This window comes from Pseudomonas sp. MWU12-2345 (assembly GCF_023242385.1).
In the GTDB taxonomy this organism is placed as follows: Bacteria; Pseudomonadota; Gammaproteobacteria; order Pseudomonadales; family Pseudomonadaceae; genus Aquipseudomonas; species Aquipseudomonas gingeri_D.
Genome location: NZ_JALLJA010000001.1, coordinates 890,569 through 910,149 on the forward strand (window position 1 = coordinate 890,569; position 19,581 = coordinate 910,149).

A 19,581-nucleotide genomic window follows, 5' to 3' on the forward strand; every position below is an offset into this window, starting at 1 on the left:
GACTGCCCGGCCCAACGGCCGGCTGGGCGTTACTCGTGGTACAGCACTGAACGGCCGCCATCGATCATCAGGCAGGTGGCGTTGATAAACGGTGCCTCGTCGGTCGCCAGGAACAGCGCCGTCATGGCCACCTCGACCGGCTGGCCGATACGTCGTGGCGGGTGCAGGTCGAAGGCCCGTTGCCGTTCGGCGTGGGGATCGTCGAAGCCGTTCCAGTAGTCGACATTGAGCTGGGTCTCGATATAGCCCGGGGCAATGGCGTTGACCCGAATGCCCTTGGGCGCGTACTCGATACCCAGCGCCCGCGTCAGCCCTAGCAGGCCATGCTTGGCCACCGGGTAGGGAAAGCAGCCCGGAATGATGTGGCTGGAATGGGTCGAGGCGATATTGATGATGTTGCCGATGCCTTGTTCGATCATGTGTGGCAACACGGTGCGGCAACCAAACCAGGCGCCGTCCAGGTCGATGGCGAAGCAGCGGCGCCAATCCTCGTCGCTCATCTCCAGCGGATCGCGAAACACATTCACGCCGGCACAGTTGACCAGTACATCAACGCGCCCGAACTTTTCAATGGCCAGGTCCACCAGGGAACGCCATTGTTCCTTGGAGGTAATGTCCACGGCCTGGGCATGGACCTGGGCGCCACGTTCACGCCAGCGGGCCGCCACACGCTCGACTTTCTCACCCTGGATATCGCCAATCACCAGCCGCGCCTGTTGTGCCTGGAAGCAGGCGACAATTGCCTCGCCGATCCCCTGGGCCGCCCCGGTCACCACCACCACTTTGTCTTTCAGCCGGTCGCCGTAGGTGGGCTCCGGAACCTCGGGTAAAGACAGCGCTTCAGCCATTTCAAATACTCCTGTCAGTCAGATGTTCAGCCGGAAAAACGCTGGCAGGCCAAGCCTTTCACGCCAACGTCGGCCATCAATAACGCGCCGTCCAGAGCCCCATCTTTCCCTTCCCTGCTGCCCGCCGGCCGGGCGCTGGTGACGTAAAGCGTGGACAGATCGGGCCCGCCGAAAACACAGCTGGTGGGGTACTCGAGGGGTAACTCAATGACCCGGTCGAGCGTGCCGTCGGGGGCATAGCGAATCAGGCAATGACCGCCCCAGCGGGCATTCCAGACATAGCCCTGGCTGTCCATGGCCGAACCGTCCGGCACACCACGGCTGGATGGTTGGCCCCAGGGGCTGCGCGCGCCCAGGGAACCATCGGCCTCGATGGCATAACGATAGAGTTGGCCATCAAGGCTATCGGCGCAGTAGAGCTGCGTGCCCGTGGCGTCCCAGAGCAAGGTGTTGACGATGCCCTGCCCCTCCAGCAAAGGAATGACGCGAGCATCCGGATCGACCCGGAACAAGCCGCCTGAACGCCGGGTGATCGGCAAGTCGCTGCCATCGGCGGCCAGGTTGTTCTGCATGCTGCCCAACCATAGTCTTCCCTGCGCATCGCAACGGGCTTCGTTCGCACGGTTGCCGCTCACCGGGTCGGCCACGCAGAACAGGCTCAGGACCGGCTGCTGCGACGGCGAGTCGAGATCAAGGCGATAAACGCCACTGGCCAGGGTTAACAAGGCATCACCGCGCTCGCACGGGATGAATGCCGACACGGCTTCGGGCAACTGCCACTGCTGGTAGTGCCCGCCACTCAGGCGGCAGGCCAGCCGAGCGGCGATATCCACCCAGTACAGGGCCTGGGTCGGACCGTCCCAGAACGGGCCTTCCGACAACATGAAGCGCTGTTCGCTCACCGCTTGCCATTGCATGACTAATCCTCCTGTCTGATCCATGGCCTTACCACTCGGCAAAGCTGCCGTCGGCATGGCGCCAGATCGGGTTGCGCCAGCGGTGGCCGATGGCCGCGCGTTCGATGACGTACTCCTCGTTGATCTCGATGCCCAGGCCCGGGCCGTTGGGGATCTTCACGAAGCCCTTGTCGTAATCGAACACCCGCGGATCCTTGACGTAGTCCAGCAGGTCGTTGCTTTCGTTGTAATGGATGCCCAGGCTCTGCTCCTGGATAAACGCGTTGTAGCAAACCGCGTCCAGCTGCAGGCACGCCGCCAGCGCGATCGGACCCAGCGGGCAATGCAGCGCCAGGGCCACGTCATAGGCTTCGGCCATATTGGCGATCTTGCGGGTTTCGGTGATGCCGCCGGCATGGGAAGCATCCGGCTGGATGATGTCGACATAACCTTCGCTGAGCACCCGCTTGAAATCCCAACGGGAAAACAGGCGCTCACCCAGGGCAATTGGCGTGCTGGTCAGCGGCGCCAGTTCTTTGAGAGCTTCGTAGTTTTCGCTGAGCACCGGCTCTTCGATAAACATCAGCTTGTAGGCGTCGAGCTCCTTCATCAGCACCTTGGCCATGGGTTTGTGGACCCGGCCATGGAAGTCCACGCCGATACCGACATTCGGCCCCACCGCATCGCGCACGGCGGCGACGTTGGCCAGCGCCAGGTCGACTTTTTCGAAACTGTCGACGAACTGCAGTTCTTCAGTACCGTTCATTTTGACGGCGGTGAAACCCCGCTCGACGGCTTCCCGGGCAGCCCGAGCGGTGTCGGCCGGACGGTCGCCACCGATCCACGAATACACCCGGATCTTGTCGCGAACCTGCCCGCCCAGCAGATCGCTGACCGAGACCCCGAGCGCCTTGCCCTTGATGTCCCAGAGCGCCTGGTCGATCCCGGCCAGGGCGCTCATATGCACCGCGCCACCACGGTAGAAACCGCCGCGATAGAGCACGGTCCAGATATCTTCGATATTGCGCGGGTCCTTGCCGATCAGATAGTCCGACAGCTCATCCACGGCCGCCGCGACGGTATGGGCGCGGCCTTCGACCACGGGCTCGCCCCAGCCGGTCACGCCCTCGTCGGTTTCGACCTTGAGGAACAGCCAGCGTGGTGGAACGATAAAGGTGGTCAGTCTGGTGATTTTCATCGTGTTGTCTCTCTTGTTCAGAGGCAGCGCCCACGGCGCCGGAAAGTCTTAACGCAATGCGTTCCAGGCCTGCACATAAGCCTTGGCGCGGACAGCCACTTCGTCAGGTGTCAGGCCCGGCTTGAACAGCCCGGAACCGAGGCCGAAACCGCTGACGCCCGCCTCGACAAACACCCGCATATTGTCCGGTGTGATCCCGCCGACCGGGATCAGCAAGGTTCCTGCCGGCAGCACCGCCAGCCAGGCCTTGACCACCGCCGGGCCCATTTGCTCGGCCGGGAACATCTTCAGGACATCGGCGCCTTCGGCCAACGCGGCAAAGGCTTCGGTCGGCGTGGCGACACCCGGCGACAGGTACAGGCCCGCCGCCTTGGCCGCGCGCAAGACCTTGGGGTCACTGTGGGGCATGACGATCACCTGGCCGCCGGCCGCCTTCACTTGCCCGACCTGTTCCGGGGTCAGCACCGTACCGGCGCCGATCAGGCAATCGGCGGGCAACAGGCTGCGCAGGATGCGAATACTTTCGTAGGGTTCAGGCGAATTGAGGGGCACTTCAATAACGCGAAAACCGGCCTGGTAAAGCACCTCGCCGATGGCCGCCGCCTCCTGCGGACGCAGGCCGCGAAGGATCGCGATCAGCCCGTTTTTCGCCAGTGCTTGCTTGAGCATGTCAGACCTCCTGGTAGTTGAACGCAGACGCTCAGCCGAGCAGCCCGGCCGCTTCGGCCAGGTGCCATAACCCGCGCTCGGTGGCCTGTTCGGCCAGGCTCACCGGGGCAAAGCCGCAGGCATCGAGCGCCCGGCTGTAGCGGGCACAAAGTTGGGAATTGCCGATAAGAATGATCGAGGGCAAGTGGCTGCCGTTGCGTCGACGACGCTGTACGTCGGCGAGGGCCACGAGTTCGTGACCGATCAACAAACCCGACAGGTAGTCGACTTGCCCGGTGGCACTCAGCTCGCCGGTCAGGCCAAGGCTGCGGGCACTGAACAAGGTCGAAAGCGGGCCGATCTCGCCGTCAGTGGACAATGCCACCTGTACGCCGCGATCAAACGCCAGCCCATCAAAGGTCGCACCGCGTTGTTGAGTGCGGCCCAGAATGCTGTGTTCGCTGAGGATGGCGAACAACTCGCCGGTCATGAAGGTGTCGAAATGCACGATACAACCGTCGGCCACTTCGACCCATTTCGAATGGCTGCCCGGCAAGCCGATCAGCAGATTGTCGCCAGCACCCGCCGACAGGCTTTGCAGGACACCGAGGACCTGGGTCTCTTCGCCGCGCATCACATTCGGCAGCGGTGAGCGCTGGATGACGCCGGGCACGATATGCACCTCGACGCCGCGCAGGCTGCGCAGGGTTTGCAAGGAAGTACCGAGGTTGGCGACATTCGCCGGGGTGTCGCAGTAAGCGGCTTCGCGCCAGCCCTGGGCGCTGCCGACCATGCCACAGGCGATCACTGGCAGCTCGGGCTGCGCCTCCAGCCAGTCGCCGCAGGCGTCGTCGAACGCCAATTCGAAACCATCGGTGCACATCTGGCTGGCGATCATCCGCGGCCCACTGGGCAACTGCATGATCCCCGACGACAGCGAGCGCTGTTCGAGCACCTGGCCGCCAGCAGCGAGTTTGTAAGCCCGAAGTGAGGTGGTTCCCCAATCGAGCGCGATCAATTGCGCCTGCATCGCTTCACCTGAATTTATTTTTGGACAGTGAGTGCGTAGAGCTGATGGGGCGACTATAGACCCTGGCTTAAACAAATCTCAATATATATTTATACATCCCACATATAGGGATATTTGTTTTAAATTGAACGAACTTAACCAACCACTGCTTGGTGCCGTGGCTGGTCAGCTTTCCGAGGGTTTATGAGTGATCGCAGAATTGTGCGCGGGGCTGGAAATATGGCGTTTCGTAGATGAGCGCCGTCACCAGGACTCACGCTCGACGAGCGGGCATGCAACCCTGTGAGTCGAAGGGTCGTCCCGGCCTTGAATCACATGCTCGGCGGCACGGCGCCCCATCTCGTAGTACGGTAGTTGCACGGTACTCAGCGGCGGATAGAACAACTCGGCCACCCCGATCATGTTGTCGTAGCCAAGGACCGCCACATCCTCTGGAATACGCAGGCCACGGCTGAGCAGGTATTGATAGGCGACCAGCGCAATGCGGTCGTTGCCACAGATAAGCAGGTCAAACGCCGGCTTGCCCTCCGGGCCGCGCAATTGCTGTTCCAACGCGACCATTGTTTCCTGATAGGCGTCGTCGGTCGACAGATTGTATTGGGGAATATCGTCCGCCGACAGGCGGACCTCGGCGAGGGCGCGAACCAACCCGCGCTGACGCCACTCCCAGGCCAGGCTGCTTTGCGGCAGGCTGATGCACAGCGGACGCCGGTAGCCACGTTTCAATGCGTTTTTTACCGCCAGATACTGCCCCTCTTCATCGTCCGGTATGTAGCACGCAACGCCGGGTTCCGCACTTATGCAGTTGCTCAGCACCAGAGGCAGGCTGTGCAGTACCTGGGGGATTTCGACCGTGCGTAACTGCATGGCGCTGAAGATGATTCCGTCGGGCTGATGCGACAGCATCAGATCGATGGTTTGCTGGTCCGGCGGCGCTTCGAACACGTTGAGGATGAAAACGTTCCAGCCGTTTTCCCGTGCCGTGCGCTCCATTGAAAGGAGCATTTCCACGGCGAAAGGCGTTGTCGCGGTATCAAGCGCGAAGACGCCAATGGTCTTGCCACTGGAGTGACCACCACGGATCTTGCGAGCTGAAAGGCTGGGCACATAACCCAGGGTCTCAATCGCTTGACGAACCTTCGCCAGGGTTTCCCGGTTCAGTTTTTCCGGGGTGTTGAGTGCCCTGGAAACGGTCATGAAGGAAACCCCCGCCAGCCGTGCGACATCTTTAACTGAAGCCATTCGCGGGTGCCATTGCTTGTCTGGCCGGGCATCATGTCATGCTTGGTAAATGCATAACAACACCATGACCGGCGGCCGACGGCCGCCCATGGCACATCCGCTGTCATCAGAGCCGCAGATCGGCGAGATCCCAGACAGCAGTTTCCCCGAACCGCCCTGCCCCATTGACCGCGAATGCACTGACGGCGAGGCTGTCGGGCCGTGGGTAAATCCGACTGGTCAGGCTATAGGTGCCATCGTCGACGAACACCTCGATGGACGAACGATCAAGAAAGACCCGCAGGGCGATTTGCTGCTGCCCTGGCGCCACCGGTACGCTGCGAACACCGCTTACGCCGGTGCCCGAGCATTGCCTGTCGAGCACCAAACGTCGGGCCATGGCATCGAAGTACAGCAATGTGCGTTCTTGCTGGTCTTCACTGCAGCGCAGCGCCAGGCCAAAGCGCTCGGCGGTGCTACCCGCGAGGTCCAGTTCGAGTTCAAACTCCAGCAGTGCACCGCGAACATCCAGTGAGCAATAGCGTGATTCGATCACGCCGATCTGCAGCGTTCGCCTGGCTTGCCGTAGCGCTTTCAGTTCTCGGGCCGGGCGCATGCGCAACCGTTCACCGTCGCGACTCAACTCGCGCGGCAACGAAAGCGCGCCGCACCAGTGTTGCGCCTGGCTCGGCATCGGGCTGTCCCACATATCCATCCACGCCCAAAGCAAACGTCGCCCGTCTGGCGCCAGCAGTGTCTGTGCGGCATAAAAATCGTGACCGTGGTCAAGCTCGTACAGCTTGCCGCACTCGCTCAAATGCCCGCGGTCATCCAATTGACCCAGCCGATAGCTGTTCTGGAACTTGTTCCAGTTATCGTAGCCGTCGGGTTTCAAACCTTGCGGCGAATAGAGAAAGACGTCGCACCCGCCGAGCTCGAACAGATCCGGACACTCCCACATGTAGCCGTCCGACTCGCAAACACCTTTCAGGGCGCAGCCCAGGTATTGCCAGTGCCGCAGGTCTTCCGAGCGATAAAGCAGCAACTGCGGGTCGTCTCCCTGGCGTGCCCCCAGAGCCATCCACCATTGCTCGCCTTGCCGCCAGACCTTGGGGTCACGGAAATGCATGATGTCCGGATCCGGTGCCGTCTCGATCACCGGCCCGTGTTTCGTGAACGAGAGACCATCTGTGCTGCTGGCCAGGCATTGGACCTGGCGGATGTTCCGGTCATCACCCGAAGCACCCAACCAGGTGTGCCCGGTGTAGATCAGATAAAGCCTGTCATCCATGACCACCGCCGATCCTGAAAAACACCCGTCCCGATCGTAGCTATCACTGGGCGCCAAGGCGATGGGCAAATGCTCCCAATGCACCAGGTCGCGGCTCTTGGCATGCCCCCAGTACATCGGGCCCCAGTGCGCAGAGTATGGGTGATGCTGGTAGAACACATGGTATTCACCGCGAAAATGAACCAGCCCGTTCGGATCATTCATCCATCCCGCCGGAGGCGACAGGTGATAGCCGAGGCGATAGTCATCGCCGCGTTCGGGTATTGTTCTTTCGATGGCGCGATGCGCTTCATCCAGCAGTGCAGCGTGCATGGTGTGATCCTTACTAGGGTTCGTAACGAGTGGCGGATTGAACAATGGCCGGAAGCTCCAGCGGTTCGGTAACCTTGGCGGGAGAAGAGGTGCCGGCTGGATCGGTGCGCAACAAGGTCCATGACAACAGCAGGCACCCGCCGACCAGGCCAGCCATCAGCACGTAAACACTCGAGAAACCGACATGGTCGTAGCCGTAGCCCACCAGAGGCGAAAGCAGCATCGCGGTCAATTGCTGGGCGAACTGGAAGCCCACCAAATAGATCGAGGCGGACAGGCGCGAATCGAAGTTGAGCGATATGTACTTGAATACCGAAACCAGGAGGATGGGCACTTCCAACGCGTGCAACATCTTGCAGGCGGCGATGGTCCAGGCTTGCATGGCCAGCCCGGAGCCCAGGATCCGCACGAACATGATGCTGCCCGCCAGAATCAGTCCGTACTTGGCGCCTGTACGGCTGACCACCCATGGCGCGAACAACATCAATACGGCCTCAAGCAGCACCTGCGATGAATTCAGGTAGCCATAAGCACGGGTGCCCTCCTCCGGGGTCGGGAAGAAAGAGGAGAAATACACCGGAAACTGTTGTTCGTAGATCATGTAGATCCCGCACACACCGGTCAGGTACAAGCTGAATGCCCAAAAACGCGGTAGCCTCAGCAACTTCCAGAGATCGTGCACGCGCACGGGCATCGCTGCCCCCTTTCCGGCTACGCCGGGTTGACTGAAGCGGCTCAAATCCAGCCTGGAGAGGATCAACAAGAACGCAACGCCGGCAGCGCTGCTCAGGTAAAACGCGATATCCGGGTCAATGTTGAAGACCACGCCAACCACACCCGTCGCGCTGGCCCAGCCCAGCGAACCCCACATTCTGGTGGTCCCGAACTCAAGGCCCGCGTGACGCGACAATCGCTCCGTGTAGGACTCGATCACGCCCACGCCCGCGAGCATGGCCAAGGCCAGAAAAGCCGCTCCGACCAAAGCCCCCAACACCACGTTCTGAGCCAGCAGGTGGGCATATACGTAAATCGCAAACGGGGCCGCCGCGCAGAGCAGGATGCCAATCCACACCAGCAGTTTTTTCGACAGGCCAAGCCGATCCTGCAGCGCGCCATAGAACGGCTGAATCAGCAGCGCCGCAATGGCGTTGGCCGCGAAAACAAAGCCGATTTCCGTGCCATTCAGGCCGATGACTCGATGCAGCCAGATCGAGAACAGCGAGTAGCTGGATGACCACGAGAAGAAGAAGAAATACAGCAAACCACTGATGAGCCAGTACTCACGTTTCATTGAGATCGACATGGAACAGTCCTCTTGTTTTTATTTTAGTTAACGTTAACATCGCACCACATTACGCGTCCTGGACGGGCTCGTTGTCAAGTGGGTTGAGTGCAACTGCCGGTGATATCGCGATACGCAAACTGGGTAAAAGCCGCGCTGCCGGCGACTCCAGGAACACTTGCGATCTCTCGCAAATGCCTGCTCGACCAGGGACAAGGACTCGTTTGAAAGGTGTGTAGTGCCCCAATACAAAAACAAGAGGGTCAGCATGCGTAATACGCCGCTTCTGGGTATCTTTGCCCTGCTTTTTTCAACCACCAACCTGCTTGCCGAACCAGCCTTGACCGTTGAGGAGCGTCTCGCTCAGTTGGAGGCCAGGACCGCCACCGCCGAGAAGCGGGCAGCGACGGCTGAAACCGACGTTGTCCAATTGCACAGGGAGGTCGAGCGCCTCAAGAGTCAGCTCGCCGTCAATGCCGCGTCACCCACGACAACGCAATTGCCTCCAGGCGAGAGAGTCGCCGGGATTGAAACACGCCAGCAGTCCATGGAGCAGCGCACCTCGCCCCTCGCCTCTTCGGTTGATTCGATCCAGGACGTCGCGCAAGGTTTCTCCTTTAGCGCGTATGCCCGTTCCGGGATGATGACCGATGGCGGCGGCGCCGGTCGGGGCGGCCCCAACATCACCCCCGCAGGGTCGATTGGTGGGTCGGTTGGGCGCCTTGGCAATGAGGTGGACACCTACGCAGAGGCGAAATTCTCGAAACAAAGCCAAGCCGATAACGGCACGCGCTCCAAGTACCTGTTTGAGATCGCGGACGGTGTGGAAACCCCCAACGATTGGACCGCGGCGCAAAGCTCGCTCAATGTGCGCCAGTCCTATGCCGAGCTCAGCCATCTGGCGTCATTCCAGAACACCCCCATGCTGCGCGACGCGACCTTATGGGCCGGCAAGCGCTTTGATCGAGACAATTACGACATCCATTGGCTTGACCGGGGCATTGTGTTCCTGGCCGGGACCGGTGGCGGGATCTACGACGTCCGCCTTGCCGATAACTGGCGCATCAATGCCTCCCTGATGAGCCGTTCCTACGGTGATTTCGGTACAGAGGAAAACAAGGACATCCGGAGCTATGTCGCGACCCTCAACCAATTTTTCGATGATGGTCGCTGGCAGCTCATGCTCAATGGTATTACTTCAAGCCAGAACGACGCCAGGCTGATGGACGGCGGCACCCGGCTGAATGCGGCGGGGTTCAGCCCTGCCGAAAGCGGCTCCCATGGCCTGTTCGCCTACCATCGACCAGACTTTTTCGGTCGTGAAGGCTATTTCAAAGCCGCGTTGCTGTACGGCAAAGGACTGGGAGCGGAGGTCAACAACATTGGCGCCGATGGCGACTTGCTTGAGCAGGCCCAGACGTTGCGGCTGGCACTCTATGGTCATACTCGCCTGAATGACGATTGGCGCATCGCACCGACCCTGATTGCCGAACATAGCCAGGATCGCTATGTCCCCGGCGACGACTATCGCTACTTGACGCTCAACGTGCGATTGGCCAATGAACTGAGCCGCAACTTCGAAATGCAATATGAGCTGAGCTGGCAGACCATGGACCTGGATGCGCGGGGCTATGCCGGCCGCCATACAGCCGACGGCGACTATTGGAAACTCACCTTGGCGCCCACCTTCAAGCTGCAAACCGGCGACTTCTTCACCCGCCCTGAATTGCGCCTGTTCGCCACCTATATGAACTGGTCGAGGAACCTCGATAACTTCAGCTCAACCGATGATTTCGGCCAGAAGGGCTTCAGGTCTGGAGGCGTCTGGCAACTGGGGGTGCAAATGGAAACCTGGTTCTAGCGGACGAGCTTCGGCTACATGATGGCGCCTGAACTGATCGAACTGTTGCAGGCCAGGGTGAGCCGCTTTCTACCCGTCTGATGGTCAGCTGGCTGAACCAGCTGCTACGATCTGCGACAGACGGCCCAGCCACCGGAGAATGAAAAGTCTATCGGCCGGGAGCTTGATGACAGCGTGTCGGCTGGATGCAGCCTGTTCTCTGATCGATTTTATTGGCCCTACGTAAACGCCGGGGTCCCCACACGCAGGATCCGCAACGCTTTGCCGAGGACTGCACGGCTCATCCTGTACTTGCCGGCTGCAAGGTTTATCAAGATATTCAGGCCGGGGCCACCGCCGAATCCCGGCAGCGCTTGTCGAGTAATTTAAGCGACCCGCGCGTGGCCGCCATCGTTTCATTGGACCTCGGCCTGTCCCGAGGCTTCACCGATAAAAGCCTTGCAGACCTGCACCGACCAGTACTGGTGATTGCCGCTGGTTGGCCCTCGGAAGAACTGCCGGCAAGGTTGGAGTCAGCCGACTTGGCCAGGCGCCTGCCTCAAGCGTCAGTGCGCTACCTGGAAATCAGCGACGCCACCCACTTCAGCTTCATGGCCCCCTGCAAACCGGGCGCTGTGCAACTGATTGAGCAAAACGACCCCGGTGACGGGATCATCTGCCGGGATGGTGATGGGGGCCGCCCACGGGCGCTGATCCAGCAGCAAGTGCTTGGTGTGATCAGCGAGTTCCTGACGCAATCGCTCTAAGTGTTTGGTTCCAGGATGAGAGGGTGCGGATTAATTGTGAAACGGTCTCGATCCAAGGCTCACCCGCCTTGCTCTGGGTCAGTTGAACTCAAAGAAAGCGCCTCAAATCGCTTTTACATTCGTCATGGCTTTGAGTTCGTCGAAAGTGGTGAGTTTGATAATTATTATGTCCGCGCCAGCAGGCATGCTGTCAGCTGGAGCGGCTAGACGGATCTCGGTAAGCCAATGGCAAACACACCTAAGTGAGCGATCCATCTTCAACCTCTAAAAATCATCGACTTTTTGAAATTACACCCTTCATATATTGATTTAAATCGCGAAAATCCTGAACCTTCCAAGCGAATGGCGATAGTTTTACACCATTCTCTCGCAACGTTTTTGGAATCAAGTCTCCATTTGGACGAAGTATTATCGATGACACAATAACGCCCGGATAATCATTTAGTCGTTTTTTGAAAACGGATGTTGTGAGGTCAGGTGCAGGAGGATTGCTTTTATTAGCCAATGGTCCTGTTCCCTTGAGATCTGCTCCGTGGCACATGGCACATCTCTGTGAATAGAGATTTTTTCCATTGGCGTTATCCGCAAAAGACAGTGATGCTTGAATGAGCGATAAAATGCCCAGCGACGCGATGAATAATATTTTCACTTTCATTTTCCATATAGCCCTGTTGTATCAATCAGATCACAACCCGCCACTCACAAACTGGTTACGTCCGAACGCCTTGGCGTTATAGAGAGCCTGATCTGCCACCTCAATCAACCCTTGCAAATGGTCCAGTTGAGACCCCGTGGCTGTGGCAATCCCAATGCTCACACTCAGCCGTCCGAATGGGCTGGTGTTGTGCGCAATGTTTTCTTGCTTCAAACGGTCGAGGATAAGTTGCGCCACCACCGCGGCACCGTCACTGTCGGTGTCAGGCATGATGATGCCCATCTCCTCTCCGCCATAACGTGCCACCAGATCTGACGGTCGCCTTACGCACGCCTCGAAGATTCTGCCAACCGTCTGCAGGCATGCGTCTCCTGCCACATGCCCGAACGAGTCGTTAAAGCGCTTGAAGTAGTCGATATCGATCATCATCAATGCCAGCGTCGTACCCTCACGCTGTGCTCGCCGAGCCTCCATGGCGAGGCTCTCATCAAAGCAGCGCCGATTTGCCAAACCGGTCAGGGCATCCTTCATCGCGAGCAACTCAAGCTGCCGATTCGATGAGAGCAACTGTTGCTGAGCTCCACGCAACTGATCTTCCGCCTGGGTTCGCCGACGGATATCCAGGATCAAGAACCAGCCGATAACACCGGTGAGCCCCAACAACCCCGTCACCACCACCGCCGACAGCAGTGCCTCCGTTCGCCACGCGGCGAGGGCTTCGCGCTTGCCTAGTGCCACAGTCGTTATCAGCGGCAGCCGGTCACTCTTTCGGAAAGCGTAGAGCCGCTCCACGCCGTCCAGACTGGAGGTAAACGACGCAGTGCCGACTGATCGATCGACAAGATACTTTGCATAGATGGGCGACTTGGAAAAGTTGCGTCCCATGTCCTGCTCACGGAAAGGATAGCGAACCAGCAACGTACCGTCGGTATAGGACAAGCCGATAGCGCCCTCCTGCCCTAGGTCGATCGTTCCAAACAACCGCAGGAAGTTTTCGATCCCCAAGGTGACCGCCACTACCCCGGCAAAGGCACCGTGAGGATTATTGAAACGGCGGCTGACGGTGATCACCCATTCCTGATTAGATCGGCTCTGGATTGGCGGACCGATAAAGATCTCACGGGATGGATCGTCACGGTGATGAATGAAATAGGCACGATCAGTACTGTTCGCCCCGACTGGAATCGGCCGGTTGGAGGACATCAACCAGCGGCCCTGATTATCGTAGATCGCAATACTACTGAGCTGTGGCATCAGCGGCTCCTGGCGGCTGACCAATGCACTCAGCCGTTGAATCTGCGCAGGCCCGCTACCTTCGGTTTCCAGCCGTTCGACCAGCCCGAGCAAAAGCAGCGAGCTTTGGCGGACGATGCCTTCGGAATAAGTAGCAAGCGCCTGGGTAAGGTTCAAGCCATGGACGTTCACTTCTTCCAGCGCTCGATCTCGAGAGGCCAACACCTTCCAGACCGTCAGTGATGCCAGGGAGCAACCGATAACCAACAGCAAAAGCACAACCAGATGGGTATCACGCTTCACATTACAACCTTATGGAAAGTCCGGTTTTCCGTTTCAGCGACTATTGGACCAAGGCAATAGCGGCAGCCATTCGTCCTTTTCTTGAACAAGGATACAAGTAGTCGTGGATCGCTGCAGCAACAGAGTGATGAGGGAGGAAGATGCAGACTGCCGAGCTGATCAGCAGGACAAGCAAACCGATGAGTTGCATCCCCCTGGCGAGCGCATCCTCGCTTCAAGGTGAGTCTTCCCACTCGAAAAGCATTCAAGAACTTAAAGAGGTCGCCGACACAGGAAGTTGCTACCCGCGCCTCGAAAAAGGCGGATCCAATGAATGGCTTCCCATGGACGCCTTCTCATGGAATCGATGACCCTCCCTACAAAGAGATGAACGCCATATGGAAGGGTTAAAAGCCTTTTTCATCGACACTTCAATCGATATGCCCTATGTGCACGGCTCCCACAATTCGGGCCTGGTGCTGCTCTCGATTCTGGTGTCGATCTTTTCGGCGACGATGTCGTTGCAAACGGCACAGATCGCGCGCAAAGCTGAAAACGCCTGGTATCGGCACGTCGCCATCAGCACTGGCGCAATCGCCTTGGGTGGCGGCATCTGGACCATGCACTTCATCGGCATGCTGTCATTCGACCTCCACACCCACGTCAACTACGCCACCGCCCTGACCCTGCTCTCCCTGCTACCCGCCTGCGTGGCGTCCTGGTTCGCCTTGCTGATGCTGACAAGGCGGGAAGTGACGCTGCCGCACCTCGTCATGAGCGGCACCCTGGTGGGTTTAGGCATTGGCACGATGCATTACATCGGGATGGCCGCGATGCAAACATCGTTGCAGATGCGCTATGACCCCCTCACCTTTGCCCTCTCTATCTTGCTGGCGATCAGCCTCGCGGTGTTTGCGCTGTGGGTGAGTTACGGACTGCAACACACCGCGCTCAACTCAATCAGGCGGCTACTGATCAGTGGCACCTTCATGGGCTCGGCGATCGCCGGCATGCACTACACCGGCATGGCCGCCGTACGCTTCATCGGCACCCCGGACAACGCCACCGCCAGCGTACTGATCAACGCGACCTTCGCCTCGTTTGCGCTTTCCACCTTCACCGTCACGGTGACTGTGCTGGTATTTGCGCTCAATGGACTGATGCACTCACGCAAGCTGTACCAGACGATGGAGGAGAACAACCTCAAGATCGAGGACAGCAAGTCACGCATGCGTGCCATCCTCGACACCGCCGTCGACGGCATCATTACCATCGACAGCCATGGATTGATCCAGAGCTTCAACCACTCGGCGGAACGGCTGTTCGGCTGGACGGCCGAGGAAGTCTTCGGCCGTAACATCAAGATGCTGATGCCCGAACCCGACCAGTCTCGGCATGACAGTTACCTCCACAATTACCAGACATCCGGCACACCGAAGATCATCGGAATAGGTCGAGAAGTCATGGGCTTGCGCAAAGACGGCAGCCTGATGCCGATGCGCCTGGCCGTCGGTCGTGTTGATCTGCCCAACGAGCTGCTGTTCGTCGGTTTCGTGACCGACATCACCGAACGCCATACACTGGAGGCATCGCTGCGCGAGACCGCTGAACGGGCCGAACGCGCGGCTACGGCCAAAAGTACCTTTCTGGCCAATATGAGCCACGAAATCCGCACGCCGATGAACTCCATCATCGGCTTCACCGAGCTCTTGTTGCAGGGGGATCTGACATCGATCCAACGCAACCACCTGAACACCGTACGGCAATCATCAAGATCCCTGCTCGGGTTGATCAACGACATCCTCGACACCTCGAAGATGGAACATGGCAGCTTGGCACTTGAGGCCATAGATTTCTCGCTCAAAGGCCTGGCACTGCAGATCGAGTCCTCCCTGCGACTGGGGGCACACGCCAAGCACCTGACCCTCTCCACGCACTACCCGAGCGACATGAATGAATACTTCCGCGGCGATCCGCTGCGCATCCTGCAGATACTGACCAACCTGGTCGGCAATGCCATCAAGTTCACTGAACACGGTCGCGTCGATATCTCGTTCAGCCATGAGCCCGACGGTGTGCATGTGAAGGTCAAGGACACGGGCATCGGTATGACGCCCCAGCAGGCCGAGTCGATATTTGCACCGTTTACGCAGGCCGATGCTTCCATCAGCCGTCGTTTCGGTGGCACGGGGTTAGGCACCACGATCGCGCGCCAGTTGGTCGAGCAGATGAGCGGCCGTATCGAGGTCGAAAGCGCGCTCGGATGCGGTAGCACCTTCCACGTGCTGCTGCCCCTGCCCATCGGACAAAAACCCGCGGCCCTTAAACCCACGACCTACCATCAGGCACTGCCGCCCCTGAAGATCCTGATCGCCGACGACGTCGCCCAAAACCTGGAGCTCCTGACACTGACACTGGGCGCCGGCGGACACACCATCGTGATGGCTCATGATGGGGATGAGGCGGTAGAGAAATTCAGGACTGAACACTTCGACCTGGTGCTGATGGATGTCCATATGCCTCGCACCGACGGCCTGCAAGCCACCCGGCTGATCCGCCAGTACGAACGCACCCACTCTCGCCCTCACACCCCCGTCATTGCGCTTACCGCCAGCGTGATGGCCGAGGACCGGAAAACCGCACGCCAGGCCGGAATGGACGGCTTTGCCGTAAAGCCACTGGACGCGCCACGGTTATTCGATGAGATCGCGCAGGTGCTGAACCTCGAACGTCGCCCCTCGTCCTCCCGCGAGCAGGATCGAACCCCACCGCCATCCCAGTTGATCGATTGGATAGCCGGCACCTCGCTATGGGGCAGTAAAACGAGATTGGCCAAAGCGCTTGAGCAGTTCCTGAGCGCAACGGCGGTCAACCATCCACTCCCGGATGAAGCAGAGCGCTCAGTTGATTGGGAGGCGACACTGCTCAGTCTCCATAGCATTCACGGCGCAGCGGGTAATCTTGCCCTACCGGCCGTGACTGAGTTGGCCAGCACACTGGAGGACATGGTCAGGACAGGATGGCGCGAGGAAGCACGACCGCAAATCACCCAACTGCGCCTCTTGCTGCAGTCAGCCGCCAAGGAGCTACAGGCCAGTGAGGCACTCGTCGTCGATAACAAAGTACCTCAACCGCCCATGCTGGAGCCCGAACTCCTCGCCCACATGCAGACTCTGCTGACATGCTTTGAGCACAGTGAATTGAACGATGCGGTACTGGAGAAGGTGTGCACGGGCCTGGAAAGTCTCGGCGAACGTGCGCAAGTCCAAGCTTTGCGGACTGCGGTTGATACCTTTGAGTTAGACCACGCTCACACGCTGCTGCTGCAGCTCGTCACCACCCATGCCACGGAACCCCAAGCGTGAGCCGGCTATGAAGCGAATGACAGACCAACGCCCGACCTTGCTGCTGGTCGATGATGAGGCAATCAATCTTCAGGTCCTGCGCCACACGCTGCAGGATGACTACCGACTACTCTTCGCCAAAGACGGGTACAAGGCCCTGGAACTTGTGCGCACTGATCGCCCGGACCTGATTTTACTCGACATCATGATGCCAGGCCTTTCAGGCTACGACGTCTGCACAGCACTCAAGCAGGATCCCTGCACAAGCGCCATCCCCGTGATCTTCGTCACCGCGCTGAGCGAGGTCGACAACGAGACACGCGGCCTGGAACTGGGCGCGGTCGACTACATAGGCAAGCCCTACCATCCCGGTATCGTCAAAGCCCGCGTGCGCACCCACTTGTCGCTCGTGCAGGCACAGGAGCTGCGCGATACACGCTTGCAGATCATCCAGCGCCTGGGCACGGCGGCCGAGTTCAAGGACAACGAGACCGGCCTGCACGTCATACGCATGAGCCACTATGCGCAGACGCTGGCCCTGGCCGCGGGCTATAGCCGCTACGCAGCGGATGATTTACTGCATGCCGCGCCGATGCACGACGTCGGCAAGATCGGTATCCCCGACGCCATCCTGCAAAAGCCTGGCAAGCTCACGGACGATGAATGGCAGATCATGCGCCAGCACACCGTGATCGGCGCCAAAATTATCGGTGACCACCCTTCAGGGCTGCTGCATACGGCGCAAATTATCGCGCTGAGCCATCACGAAAAATGGGACGGCAGCGGCTACCCCAGTGGACTCGCCGGTGAAGATATTCCCCATGTCGCCCGTGTGGTCGCCATAGCCGATGTGTTCGATGCCCTCACGAGTGAGCGGCCCTATAAACGCGCCTGGTCTGTCGAGGACGCCGTAGGACTGATACGCCAGCAATGCAACCAGCATTTCGACCCTGAATTGGTAGGGATATTTCTGGACTGCCTGCCTGAAATCCTCAAGATACGCGAACGCTGGGCCGATGCTGAATCCTGAGCGCTTGCGCCTGGCTTCCCGCTCAGTTGAATCCGAGTGTCACGAAGGGCTGCCTGGTCCATAACGTCATGAGCAAGGATGATAGGGAAATATTAATGAGCACCTCATCACGAGTATCCCTCACCCCACAAGGGGCGGAGTTTTCGCGGATCATCTTTGGCATGTGGCGTTTGAGCGAGTGGTCGCTGTCCGTCCATGAGCGCCGGCAACTGATTGAAGCCGCGCTCGAACTCGGAGTGACAAGCTTCGATCACGCGGACATCTACGGCAACTATCAGTCTGAAGCCTTGTTTGGCGAAGTGCTCGCCGCCGCCCCGCATTTGCGCGAACAGATGCAACTGGTCAGCAAGTGCGGAATCAAGTTGCTCTCGTCTCGGCGGCCGGAGCATCGACTCAAGACCTATGACACCGGTTTCGAGCACATTGTCGCCTCGGCCGAGCACTCACTGCGCGCCCTGCATACCGAGTACCTGGATGTGCTGCTGATCCACCGTCCCGATCCGTTGATGGATGCGGATGAGGTTGCACGGGCCTTCAAGGCGTTGCATCAGGCAGGAAAAGTACGGGATTTCGGTGTCTCGAACTTTACCCCCTCCCAGTTCGCCCTGCTCCAGGACAGAATGGTCGCCAACGGTCTGTCACTGGTGACCAACCAGGTCGAATGTTCGCTGCTGCAACTGGCCCCTCTCTATGATGGGACCTTCGACCAGGCTCAACAGCTCAAGTGCGCGCCCATGCTCTGGTCGCCGCTCGGTGGCGGGCGTATTTTTACCGATTCGGACCCCGTGGCCAGCCGAGTCAGGGAGACCCTGACGCACCTGGGAGAGCAACTGGGTGCGCCTGCTACAACGATCCTGATGGCTTGGCTGCTTGCACTGCCCAGCCGGCCACTGCTCATCTCGGGCTCGAGACGCATCGAGGTGCTACGTGAGTCGGTAGATGCCTGCCAGCTAACGCTGACGAAAGATCACTGGTTCGAGCTTCTGAGCTCGGCACAGGGCCATGAGGTGCCGTAGATGGGCGATAACCGCACAGGTTTTCTCTGACTCAAACGGCTCTCCCAAACCCGGCACCAGAGCCGAACCTCCCTGCCCATCACGCTTTGCGGCCGACGTGTGCCCTCTCGTTGGCTTTTCGGCCTTCGCTCAGGCTCAACATCGATGCGCCACCCCGTTGACGAAATTAACCATTTAGTACATTTTCACGACGCCTGCTTGGCTGCCTCTGCCGATGCGTGAAAAAAACAATGGAGGTCATTGCAATGACTCATGTAATCCTGGTGCTCAATGGCCCGAACCTGAACATGCTGGGCACTCGTGAGCCGGCCACTTACGGCTACGAAACACTGGCTGATGTCGCCGATCTGTGTGAACGCACGGCCGCCTCTCACGGTCTGCAAATCGAGTTTCGCCAAACCAATCATGAAGGTGAACTCATCGACTGGATTCATCAGTCCCGAGGTCGCTGTGGAGGCATCGTGATCAACCCGGCAGCCTGGACCCATACCTCCGTGGCGATCCGCGACGCCTTGATCGCCGCAGAGTTACCGGTGATCGAAGTGCACCTGTCCAACGTGCACAAACGTGAAGAGTTCCGCCATCACTCATTTGTCTCGGCCATTGCTGTCGGCGTGATTTGCGGAATGGGAACCCACGGCTACCGTCTCGCCCTTGAACATTTCGCCCACTTATTGAAAGTCTGATC

The 19,581-nt window shown here is 59.2% G+C and carries 15 protein-coding genes and 2 pseudogenes; 7 read left to right on the forward strand and 10 right to left on the reverse strand.

Features of this window, described 5'->3' with window-relative positions; all coding sequences use genetic code 11:
* Positions 1–29: 29 nt before the first annotated feature.
* The 8 genes from M5C71_RS03530 to M5C71_RS03565 all read right to left on the reverse strand — a co-directional run bounded on the left by M5C71_RS03530 (position 30) and on the right by M5C71_RS03565 (position 8,747).
* The gene (locus tag M5C71_RS03530; RefSeq protein WP_177100603.1) at positions 30–848 is read right to left on the reverse strand and encodes an SDR family oxidoreductase; all 819 of its coding nucleotides are present in this window, start codon (positions 846–848) and stop codon (positions 30–32) included.
* A 26-nt stretch (positions 849–874) separates the two neighbouring features.
* Positions 875–1,765, reverse strand: a complete 891-nt coding sequence (locus M5C71_RS03535; RefSeq protein ID WP_248767204.1) for an SMP-30/gluconolactonase/LRE family protein — start codon at positions 1,763–1,765, stop codon at positions 875–877.
* A gap of 28 nt (positions 1,766–1,793) precedes the next feature.
* Positions 1,794–2,942 carry a galactonate dehydratase gene (gene dgoD / locus M5C71_RS03540; RefSeq protein WP_103494860.1) on the reverse strand — a complete coding sequence of 383 codons (1,149 nt, stop codon included), beginning with the start codon at positions 2,940–2,942 and terminating at the stop codon, positions 1,794–1,796.
* Between the two features lie 48 nt (positions 2,943–2,990).
* Positions 2,991–3,611 carry a 2-dehydro-3-deoxy-6-phosphogalactonate aldolase gene (locus tag M5C71_RS03545; protein ID WP_103494861.1) on the reverse strand — a complete coding sequence of 207 codons (621 nt, stop codon included), beginning with the start codon at positions 3,609–3,611 and terminating at the stop codon, positions 2,991–2,993.
* A 31-nt stretch (positions 3,612–3,642) separates the two neighbouring features.
* Positions 3,643–4,620: a 2-dehydro-3-deoxygalactonokinase gene (locus M5C71_RS03550; RefSeq protein WP_103494862.1), complete on the reverse strand. Its 978-nt coding sequence runs from the start codon at positions 4,618–4,620 to the stop codon at positions 3,643–3,645.
* 243 nt (positions 4,621–4,863) lie between these two features.
* Complete coding sequence (locus tag M5C71_RS03555) at positions 4,864–5,862, reverse strand: LacI family DNA-binding transcriptional regulator (RefSeq protein ID WP_103494863.1); 999 nt, start codon at positions 5,860–5,862, stop codon at positions 4,864–4,866.
* Between the two features lie 106 nt (positions 5,863–5,968).
* On the reverse strand, positions 5,969–7,444 hold the full coding sequence (locus M5C71_RS03560; RefSeq protein ID WP_103494864.1) for a glycoside hydrolase family 32 protein: 1,476 nt from the start codon (positions 7,442–7,444) through the stop codon (positions 5,969–5,971).
* A 13-nt stretch (positions 7,445–7,457) separates the two neighbouring features.
* Positions 7,458–8,747 carry an MFS transporter gene (locus tag M5C71_RS03565; protein WP_248746046.1) on the reverse strand — a complete coding sequence of 430 codons (1,290 nt, stop codon included), beginning with the start codon at positions 8,745–8,747 and terminating at the stop codon, positions 7,458–7,460.
* Positions 8,748–8,994: 247 nt separating this feature from the next.
* Here M5C71_RS03565 and M5C71_RS03570 point away from each other — a divergent pair, with 247 nt between their 5' ends.
* The 3 genes and pseudogenes from M5C71_RS03570 to M5C71_RS03580 all read left to right on the forward strand — a co-directional run.
* Entirely contained in the window at positions 8,995–10,587 is a 1,593-nt protein-coding gene (locus M5C71_RS03570) for a carbohydrate porin (protein WP_248767205.1), read from the forward strand.
* A gap of 248 nt (positions 10,588–10,835) precedes the next feature.
* Positions 10,836–11,333 (forward strand): annotated as a pseudogene (locus tag M5C71_RS03575) (dienelactone hydrolase); the annotation flags it as partial.
* Between the two features lie 75 nt (positions 11,334–11,408).
* A pseudogene (locus tag M5C71_RS03580) lies at positions 11,409–11,540 on the forward strand (GNAT family N-acetyltransferase); the annotation flags it as partial.
* Positions 11,541–11,604: 64 nt separating this feature from the next.
* Here M5C71_RS03580 and M5C71_RS03585 read toward each other — a convergent pair.
* On the reverse strand, positions 11,605–11,988 hold the full coding sequence (locus tag M5C71_RS03585; RefSeq protein ID WP_152740353.1) for a c-type cytochrome: 384 nt from the start codon (positions 11,986–11,988) through the stop codon (positions 11,605–11,607).
* Between the two features lie 30 nt (positions 11,989–12,018).
* Complete coding sequence (locus M5C71_RS03590; protein WP_177100618.1) at positions 12,019–13,524, reverse strand: diguanylate cyclase; 1,506 nt, start codon at positions 13,522–13,524, stop codon at positions 12,019–12,021.
* 377 nt (positions 13,525–13,901) lie between these two features.
* Here M5C71_RS03590 and M5C71_RS03595 point away from each other — a divergent pair, with 377 nt between their 5' ends.
* The 4 genes from M5C71_RS03595 (at position 13,902) to aroQ (ending at position 19,579) form a co-directional block, all read left to right on the forward strand.
* Positions 13,902–16,868 carry an MHYT domain-containing protein gene (locus M5C71_RS03595; RefSeq protein ID WP_248767206.1) on the forward strand — a complete coding sequence of 989 codons (2,967 nt, stop codon included), beginning with the start codon at positions 13,902–13,904 and terminating at the stop codon, positions 16,866–16,868.
* A gap of 16 nt (positions 16,869–16,884) precedes the next feature.
* Positions 16,885–17,877 carry an HD domain-containing phosphohydrolase gene (locus tag M5C71_RS03600; protein WP_218586094.1) on the forward strand — a complete coding sequence of 331 codons (993 nt, stop codon included), beginning with the start codon at positions 16,885–16,887 and terminating at the stop codon, positions 17,875–17,877.
* 95 nt (positions 17,878–17,972) lie between these two features.
* Positions 17,973–18,893, forward strand: a complete 921-nt coding sequence (locus M5C71_RS03605; RefSeq protein WP_248767207.1) for an aldo/keto reductase — start codon at positions 17,973–17,975, stop codon at positions 18,891–18,893.
* A gap of 245 nt (positions 18,894–19,138) precedes the next feature.
* Positions 19,139–19,579, forward strand: a complete 441-nt coding sequence (aroQ, locus tag M5C71_RS03610) for a type II 3-dehydroquinate dehydratase (RefSeq protein WP_103494873.1) — start codon at positions 19,139–19,141, stop codon at positions 19,577–19,579.
* Positions 19,580–19,581 lie beyond the last annotated feature (2 nt).

Coding starts and splice junctions, on each gene's coding strand:
- M5C71_RS03605 (WP_248767207.1), top strand. CDS start 17,973: ATGAGCACCTCATCACGAGTATCCCTCACCCCACAAGGGGCGGAGTTT.
- M5C71_RS03530 (WP_177100603.1), bottom strand. CDS start 848: ATGGCTGAAGCGCTGTCTTTACCCGAGGTTCCGGAGCCCACCTACGGC.
- M5C71_RS03545 (WP_103494861.1), bottom strand. CDS start 3,611: ATGCTCAAGCAAGCACTGGCGAAAAACGGGCTGATCGCGATCCTTCGC.
- M5C71_RS03565 (WP_248746046.1), bottom strand. CDS start 8,747: ATGTCGATCTCAATGAAACGTGAGTACTGGCTCATCAGTGGTTTGCTG.
- dgoD (WP_103494860.1), bottom strand. CDS start 2,942: ATGAAAATCACCAGACTGACCACCTTTATCGTTCCACCACGCTGGCTG.
- M5C71_RS03570 (WP_248767205.1), top strand. CDS start 8,995: ATGCGTAATACGCCGCTTCTGGGTATCTTTGCCCTGCTTTTTTCAACC.
- M5C71_RS03560 (WP_103494864.1), bottom strand. CDS start 7,444: ATGCACGCTGCACTGCTGGATGAAGCGCATCGCGCCATCGAAAGAACA.
- M5C71_RS03600 (WP_218586094.1), top strand. CDS start 16,885: ATGACAGACCAACGCCCGACCTTGCTGCTGGTCGATGATGAGGCAATC.
- aroQ (WP_103494873.1), top strand. CDS start 19,139: ATGACTCATGTAATCCTGGTGCTCAATGGCCCGAACCTGAACATGCTG.
- M5C71_RS03595 (WP_248767206.1), top strand. CDS start 13,902: ATGGAAGGGTTAAAAGCCTTTTTCATCGACACTTCAATCGATATGCCC.
- M5C71_RS03550 (WP_103494862.1), bottom strand. CDS start 4,620: ATGCAGGCGCAATTGATCGCGCTCGATTGGGGAACCACCTCACTTCGG.
- M5C71_RS03585 (WP_152740353.1), bottom strand. CDS start 11,988: ATGAAAGTGAAAATATTATTCATCGCGTCGCTGGGCATTTTATCGCTC.
- M5C71_RS03535 (WP_248767204.1), bottom strand. CDS start 1,765: ATGCAATGGCAAGCGGTGAGCGAACAGCGCTTCATGTTGTCGGAAGGC.
- M5C71_RS03555 (WP_103494863.1), bottom strand. CDS start 5,862: ATGGCTTCAGTTAAAGATGTCGCACGGCTGGCGGGGGTTTCCTTCATG.